Raw genomic sequence first — 5,993 nt, 5'->3', positions numbered from 1 at the left:
CCGCCCCCCCCGCCGCACCTCGCGCAGCACCAGCCGCGGATCGGCCACGAAGGGCAGCGCCCCGTACGCCGAGCAGGCCAGGTCGAAGGAGCCGTCCGCGAACGGCAGCGCCCCCGCGTCGGCGCACACCAGCGGAACGGGCCCGCCGATCCGCAGCGCGTGCTGCAACTGCCGGTGCGAGATGTCCAGCGCCACCGGCCGCGCGCCCTGCGCGGCCAGCCAGCGCGAGCACTGCGCCGCGCCGGCGCCCAGCTCCAGGACGTCCCGCCCCTTCAGCTCCTCCGGCGGGCCGAGCAGCTCCGCCTCCACCTCGTCCAGACCCTCGGGTCCCCACACGAAGCGGTCGTCGCCGAGGAACGTGCCGTGTTCGGTCTGGTACTCGTCCGCGTTGCGGTCCCACCATCCCCGGTTGGCGCGGGAGCTCTCCGTGACACCGGCCTGCCGCCGGGTCGCCTCCGGTTCGGGCGCTTCGGGCTCTTGGATGATCGGCTCCCTCGTCGTACTCTTCCGTCCAACCAGCCGGTCCCCGGCGTGTCGCAGAAGGGGTCTCATCACCCCTGCGTGGCCTCGGGGGACCGTAATTGTGCCGGTTATGCGGCGATCCGCCCCGGGTGGGCGGCTTCGCGCATTGACCATGCCCGGCAGCCCCCGTATGCTACAAGTTGCGCTGCGAGCCTGCGCACCTCAGACGTAGCAGGCTGCGCTCGCATCTGTTGTATGTCCCCTCGGTTCTCGAGGTGCCATCACCGGTGAACGGTGAGGCGCTTCCTTGGCTGTCCGGCTTCTGCAGAGCGAAACGGGCTCCGGCGTAGCAGTACCTACGACTTCAATGTCCGTACCGGAGCCCTTTCCCACATGACGAGCAGCACCGAGACCACCGCCACCACCCCGCAGGTAGCGGTCAACGACATCGGTAACGAGGAAGCCTTCCTCGCCGCGATCGACGAGACGATCAAGTACTTCAACGACGGCGACATCGTCGACGGCGTCATCGTGAAGGTCGACCGGGACGAGGTCCTGCTCGACATCGGTTACAAGACCGAAGGCGTCATCCCGAGCCGTGAGCTCTCGATCAAGCACGACGTCGACCCCAACGAGGTCGTCGCCGTCGGTGACGAGATCGAAGCCCTTGTTCTCCAGAAGGAGGACAAGGAAGGCCGCCTGATCCTCTCGAAGAAGCGCGCCCAGTACGAGCGTGCCTGGGGCACCATCGAGAAGATCAAGGAAGAGGACGGGATCGTCACCGGTACCGTCATCGAGGTCGTCAAGGGTGGTCTCATCCTCGACATCGGCCTCCGCGGCTTCCTCCCGGCCTCCCTGGTCGAGATGCGCCGTGTCCGCGACCTCCAGCCCTACGTGGGCAAGGAGCTCGAGGCGAAGATCATCGAGCTGGACAAGAACCGCAACAACGTGGTCCTGTCCCGCCGTGCCTGGCTGGAGCAGACCCAGTCCGAGGTCCGCCAGACGTTCCTCACCACCCTCCAGAAGGGTCAGGTCCGTTCCGGCGTCGTCTCCTCGATCGTCAACTTCGGTGCCTTCGTGGACCTGGGTGGCGTCGACGGTCTGGTCCACGTCTCCGAGCTGTCCTGGAAGCACATCGACCACCCCTCCGAGGTCGTCGAGGTCGGCCAGGAGGTCACGGTCGAGGTCCTCGACGTCGACATGGACCGCGAGCGTGTCTCCCTGTCGCTGAAGGCGACCCAGGAAGACCCGTGGCAGCAGTTCGCCCGCACCCACCAGATCGGCCAGGTCGTGCCCGGCAAGGTCACGAAGCTGGTTCCGTTCGGTGCGTTCGTCCGCGTGGACGAGGGCATCGAGGGTCTGGTCCACATCTCCGAGCTGGCCGAGCGCCACGTGGAGATCCCGGAGCAGGTCGTCCAGGTCAACGACGAGATCTTCGTCAAGGTCATCGACATCGACCTCGAGCGCCGTCGCATCAGCCTCTCGCTGAAGCAGGCCAACGAGGCCTTCGGTGCCGACCCGTCGGCGGTCGAGTTCGACCCGACCCTGTACGGCATGGCCGCGTCCTACGACGACCAGGGCAACTACATCTACCCCGAGGGCTTCGACCCCGAGACCAACGACTGGCTCGAGGGCTACGAGACCCAGCGTGAGGCGTGGGAGAACCAGTACGCCGAGGCGCAGCAGCGCTTCGAGCAGCACCAGGCGCAGGTCATCAAGTCCCGCGAGGCGGACGAGAAGGCCGCTGCCGAGGGTGGCGAGGCCGCCGCTCCGGTCGCGTCCGGTGGCGGTTCGTACTCCTCCGAGGGCGGCGACCAGTCCGGTGCGCTGGCTTCGGACGAGGCGCTCGCCGCGCTGCGGGAGAAGCTGGCGGGTGGGCAGAGCTGACGCTCTCCACTGACGCTTAGCCGTTGACTGAGGGGCCGCACCTTTCGCGAGGTGCGGCCCCTCAGTGCTGTGTTCCGGGCCGCGGCCCGTCGGGGTTCGCGCCCACGCGGCGGAGCCGCATGTCGATACGGCCCCGCCCCTGAAGGGTGGTGGATCGGCTGCCGGCCGGTGGGGGCTTGTCGCGCAGTTCCCCGCGCCCCTGAGGGGGTTGCCCGCGTCCTCGGTGAGGAGATCACCGTGTCCCCGTGCTCCTCAGGGAGTTGCGTGCGGTCTTGGTGAGAAGATCCCCGCGTTCCCCGGGGAGTTGTTCTCACCGGGGAATGTCAGTGGTGCGTGCCATGTTGTGGTGTACGGACATGAGGAGGAGCGGTCACTGTGCTTGATCCGCAGGGTTTGTACGCGTGGGAGCCGAAGGGGCTCGGTGTCGTCGACGTGGCGCTGGCCCAGGAGTCGGCCGGACTTGTCATGCTCTACCACTTCGACGGATACATCGACGCGGGGGAGACCGGGGACCAGATCGTCGACCGGCTGCTCGACTCGCTGCCCCACCAGGTCGTCGCCCGGTTCGACCACGACCGGCTCGTCGACTACCGCGCCCGCCGCCCGCTGCTGACCTTCACCCGCGACCGGTGGAGCGACTACGAGGTGCCCGCCATCGAGGTGCGCCTCGTCCAGGACGCCACGGGAGCGCCCTTCCTGCTGCTCTCCGGGCCCGAACCGGACGTGGAGTGGGAGCGCTTCGCCGCCGCCGTCCAGCAGATCGTGGAGCGGCTCGGCGTGCGTCTGTCGGTGAACTTCCACGGCATCCCCATGGGCGTCCCGCACACCCGGCCCGTCGGCCTCACCCCGCACGGCAACCGCGCCGACCTCGTCCCGGTGGCCGGCAGCGCCTTCGACGAGGCCCAGGTGCCGGGCAGCGCCGAGGCGCTCGTCGAGTACCGGCTCATGCAGGCCGGGCACGACGTCCTGGGCGTCGCCGCGCACGTGCCGCACTACATCGCCCGTTCCCCGTACCCGGACGCGGCACTGACCGCCCTGGAGGCGATCACCGCCGCGACGGGACTGGTCCTGCCCGGTGTCGCGCACGCGCTGCGCACCGACGCCCACCGCACCCAGACGGAGATCGACCGCCAGATCCAGGAGGGCGACGACGAACTCACCGCCCTCGTCCAGGGCCTCGAGCACCAGTACGACGCGGCGGCGGGCGCGGAGAGCCGGGGCAACATGCTCGCCGAGCCGGTGGACATCCCGTCGGCGGACGAGATCGGCCGCGAGTTCGAACGCTTCCTGGCGGAGCGCGAGGGCGACGGCTGACGCCCTAGGCTGTCCCCCATGCTGACAGTGGGGCTGACCGGTGGGATCGGTGCCGGCAAGAGCGAGGTGTCACGGCTGCTCGTCGAGTGCGGGGCCGTGCTGATCGACGCGGACCGGATCGCGCGCGAGGTCGTCGAACCGGGGACGCCCGGTCTCGCGGCGGTCGTGGACGCCTTCGGCGCGGAGGTCCTCACCGAGGACGGCAGGCTCGACCGGCCCAAACTGGGCTCCGTCGTCTTCGCCGACCCGGAGAGGCTGGCCGTCCTCAACTCGATCGTCCACCCCTTGGTGGGCGCACGCTCCCGTGAGCTGGAGGAGGCCGCCGCCGAGGACGCCGTCGTGGTCCACGACGTCCCGCTCCTCACGGAGAACGGCCTGGCCTCCCTCTACGACCTCGTGATCGTCGTCGACGCGAGCCCGGAGACCCAGCTCGACCGGCTCGTCGGCCGGCGCGGCATGACGGAGGAGGACGCACGCGCGCGGATGGCCGCCCAGGCGACCCGCGAGCAGCGCCGGGAGATCGCCGACATCGTCATCGACAACGACGTCCCCCTCGACGAACTGCACCGGCGCGTCAAGGACGTGTGGGCCGACCTCGTCCACCGGGCGCGTACCTCCCACCCGGAATAGCGGGTGCCGGGCGGGGCGTTGAACCCGTTCAGCGAGGGAAGGATTCCGCCGTGCCCGAGACCAGCGGTTCGACCGGACGTACGCCGGAAACGCATGTCATCGACTTCCGTGCCGCCGAGCACCTGCTCGCCTCCCGGGACCCGAGGGGCGCGGTGAAACTGCTCGACGGTGTCATAGACGTCCATCCGGAGAACACCGCCGCGCGGCTGCTGCGCGCCCGGGCCTTCTTCGCGGCGGCCCAGCTCCGCCCCGCCGAGCTGGAGTTCTCCCTCGTGCTGGAGCGCGAGCCGGACAACGCCTTCGCCCACTTCGCGCTCGCCCGCACCTACCAGCGGCAGGGCCGTCCGCACCCGGCCAAGCGCCACTTCCGGCTGGCGGCCGCGCTGGACCCGAACCCGGAGTACCTGAAGGCGGCCCGCTTCGACGAGTGAGCGACGGCCGGCGCTACGGGCGGCTCCCCGGCGGTTGGTACGGGGGCACGTCGCGCCCCGGCTGGTAGTGCGGGCCCCGGCGGATGTGCCGCAGGACGACGGCCAGGTCGACCGTGACGACCAGCCACAGCAACCCGCAGGCGAGCGCCCAGCCCGGATGCCCCGCGAGCGCGAACGCCACGGTCCCGGACACCGTCCAGACCACGCCCCACACGCTCAGCCAGAACCGCATCCGCAGAGCACTGCGGGCGGTCGTCGGCTCACTGCCCGTACGCATTCCGATCACCAACCCGTCCGCGCCGCCCCCGCGTGTTCCGGGTTCCCCGAACCGCCTCCGGGACCACGTGTCACTCGGTCGGGTGAACCGGCGGAGGAGGGGAACGGGCGTGCGGACGCCGGCCGTTTCACGGGCATGGAACTGAAAATGCGTGAGGGCCATGAGGGGACGGGTCCCGGGGCGATCACCCCGGACGGCTGCGCGGTGGAGCTGTACGCGCGGCTGCCCGTCGCGGACGAGCCGGACGTCATCGCCGCCGCGGTGCCGGCGGGGGTGCGGATCCTGGAGCTGGGCAGCGGCGTCGGGCGGATGACCCACGCGCTGCTGGAGCGCGGCTTCGAGGTCACGGCGGTGGACGAGTCCGCGGAGATGCTGGAGCGGGTGCGCGGGGCGCGGACGATATGCGGCCCCATAGAGGGGCTCGACCTCGGTGAGACGTTCGACGTGGTGCTGCTCGCGTCGTTCCTGGTGCACGCGGGGGACGTGGAGGTGCGGCGGGGCCTGCTGCGCACCTGTGTGCGGCATCTGGCGAAGGGCGGGTGCGTGCTGATCCAGCGGGAGGGCGAGGACTACCACACCGATGTGCCGCGCGAGCGGGTCGACCCGGCCGGCTTCACCGTGCGGATCGTTTCGGCGGAGCCGGTGGGCGACGGCGTCGATTCGGTCCACGCGGAGTACGTGTTCCCGGACGCGACCTGGACCCAGACGTTCCGCGCCCGCCCCCTGACGAGGGAGCAGTTCGAGGAGGCGCTGGCGGAGACGGGCCTGACGGTGGACCGGTACCTGACGGAGGACAGGATGTGGGTGAGGGCGGTGCCGATGTCCGACACCTGATCACACGGCCCGCACCCACGGCCGACCCGCACCCCGGCCCTTGCGCCCACCGGCTGTCTCACGCCCGGCGGCCTCCCGCGCCTGCCGGTTCCGTCGGACGCGGCGCCCGGGTCACCGCTGCGGCCCGGTCCGCCCGGCCCGTGCTCACGGTCGGCCCG

Annotated in this window: 7 protein-coding genes; 5 read left to right on the top strand and 2 right to left on the bottom strand. The window is 70.7% G+C overall.

Annotation, left to right across the window (positions count from 1 at the left end; translation table 11 throughout):
• Positions 1 to 552: class I SAM-dependent methyltransferase (locus B7767_RS05760; RefSeq protein ID WP_143652231.1), on the bottom strand; the 552-nt coding region annotated here is incomplete at its 3' end.
• A gap of 303 nt (positions 553 to 855) precedes the next feature.
• Between B7767_RS05760 and rpsA the strand changes: the two genes are divergently transcribed.
• From rpsA to B7767_RS05740, 4 genes are all read left to right on the top strand, one after another.
• The gene (gene rpsA / locus B7767_RS05755; protein ID WP_085571168.1) at positions 856 to 2,349 is read left to right on the top strand and encodes a 30S ribosomal protein S1; all 1,494 of its coding nucleotides are present in this window, start codon (positions 856 to 858) and stop codon (positions 2,347 to 2,349) included.
• Positions 2,350 to 2,724: 375 nt separating this feature from the next.
• Positions 2,725 to 3,663 (top strand): PAC2 family protein, encoded by a 939-nt coding sequence (locus tag B7767_RS05750; RefSeq protein WP_085571167.1) that lies wholly within the window; start codon positions 2,725 to 2,727, stop codon positions 3,661 to 3,663.
• Positions 3,664 to 3,681: 18 nt separating this feature from the next.
• The gene (gene coaE, locus B7767_RS05745) at positions 3,682 to 4,293 is read left to right on the top strand and encodes a dephospho-CoA kinase (RefSeq protein WP_085571166.1); all 612 of its coding nucleotides are present in this window, start codon (positions 3,682 to 3,684) and stop codon (positions 4,291 to 4,293) included.
• A gap of 50 nt (positions 4,294 to 4,343) precedes the next feature.
• Positions 4,344 to 4,724 carry a M48 family metallopeptidase gene (locus tag B7767_RS05740; protein WP_030858785.1) on the top strand — a complete coding sequence of 127 codons (381 nt, stop codon included), beginning with the start codon at positions 4,344 to 4,346 and terminating at the stop codon, positions 4,722 to 4,724.
• Positions 4,725 to 4,737: 13 nt separating this feature from the next.
• Here the strand turns inward: B7767_RS05740 and B7767_RS05735 are convergent, their stop codons facing one another.
• Positions 4,738 to 5,001, bottom strand: coding sequence for a DUF6343 family protein (locus tag B7767_RS05735; RefSeq protein WP_179167040.1), 264 nt, complete (start codon positions 4,999 to 5,001; stop codon positions 4,738 to 4,740).
• 135 nt (positions 5,002 to 5,136) lie between these two features.
• On the opposite strand from B7767_RS05735, the gene B7767_RS05730 reads away from it, so the two are divergent.
• Positions 5,137 to 5,835: a bifunctional 2-polyprenyl-6-hydroxyphenol methylase/3-demethylubiquinol 3-O-methyltransferase UbiG gene (locus tag B7767_RS05730; RefSeq protein ID WP_085571164.1), complete on the top strand. Its 699-nt coding sequence runs from the start codon at positions 5,137 to 5,139 to the stop codon at positions 5,833 to 5,835.
• Positions 5,836 to 5,993: the final 158 nt, after the last annotated feature.

Source organism: Streptomyces sp. 13-12-16, assembly GCF_002114215.1.
Classification (GTDB): Bacteria; Actinomycetota; Actinomycetes; order Streptomycetales; family Streptomycetaceae; genus Streptomyces.
This window is presented reverse-complemented; position numbering and strand designations above follow the sequence as displayed.

Excerpts from the sequence above, each read along its gene's own strand:
- coaE (WP_085571166.1), top strand. The coding sequence starts at position 3,682 with ATGCTGACAGTGGGGCTGACCGGTGGGATCGGTGCCGGCAAGAGCGAG.
- rpsA (WP_085571168.1), top strand. The coding sequence starts at position 856 with ATGACGAGCAGCACCGAGACCACCGCCACCACCCCGCAGGTAGCGGTC.
- B7767_RS05735 (WP_179167040.1), bottom strand. The coding sequence starts at position 5,001 with ATGCGTACGGGCAGTGAGCCGACGACCGCCCGCAGTGCTCTGCGGATG.
- B7767_RS05730 (WP_085571164.1), top strand. The coding sequence starts at position 5,137 with ATGGAACTGAAAATGCGTGAGGGCCATGAGGGGACGGGTCCCGGGGCG.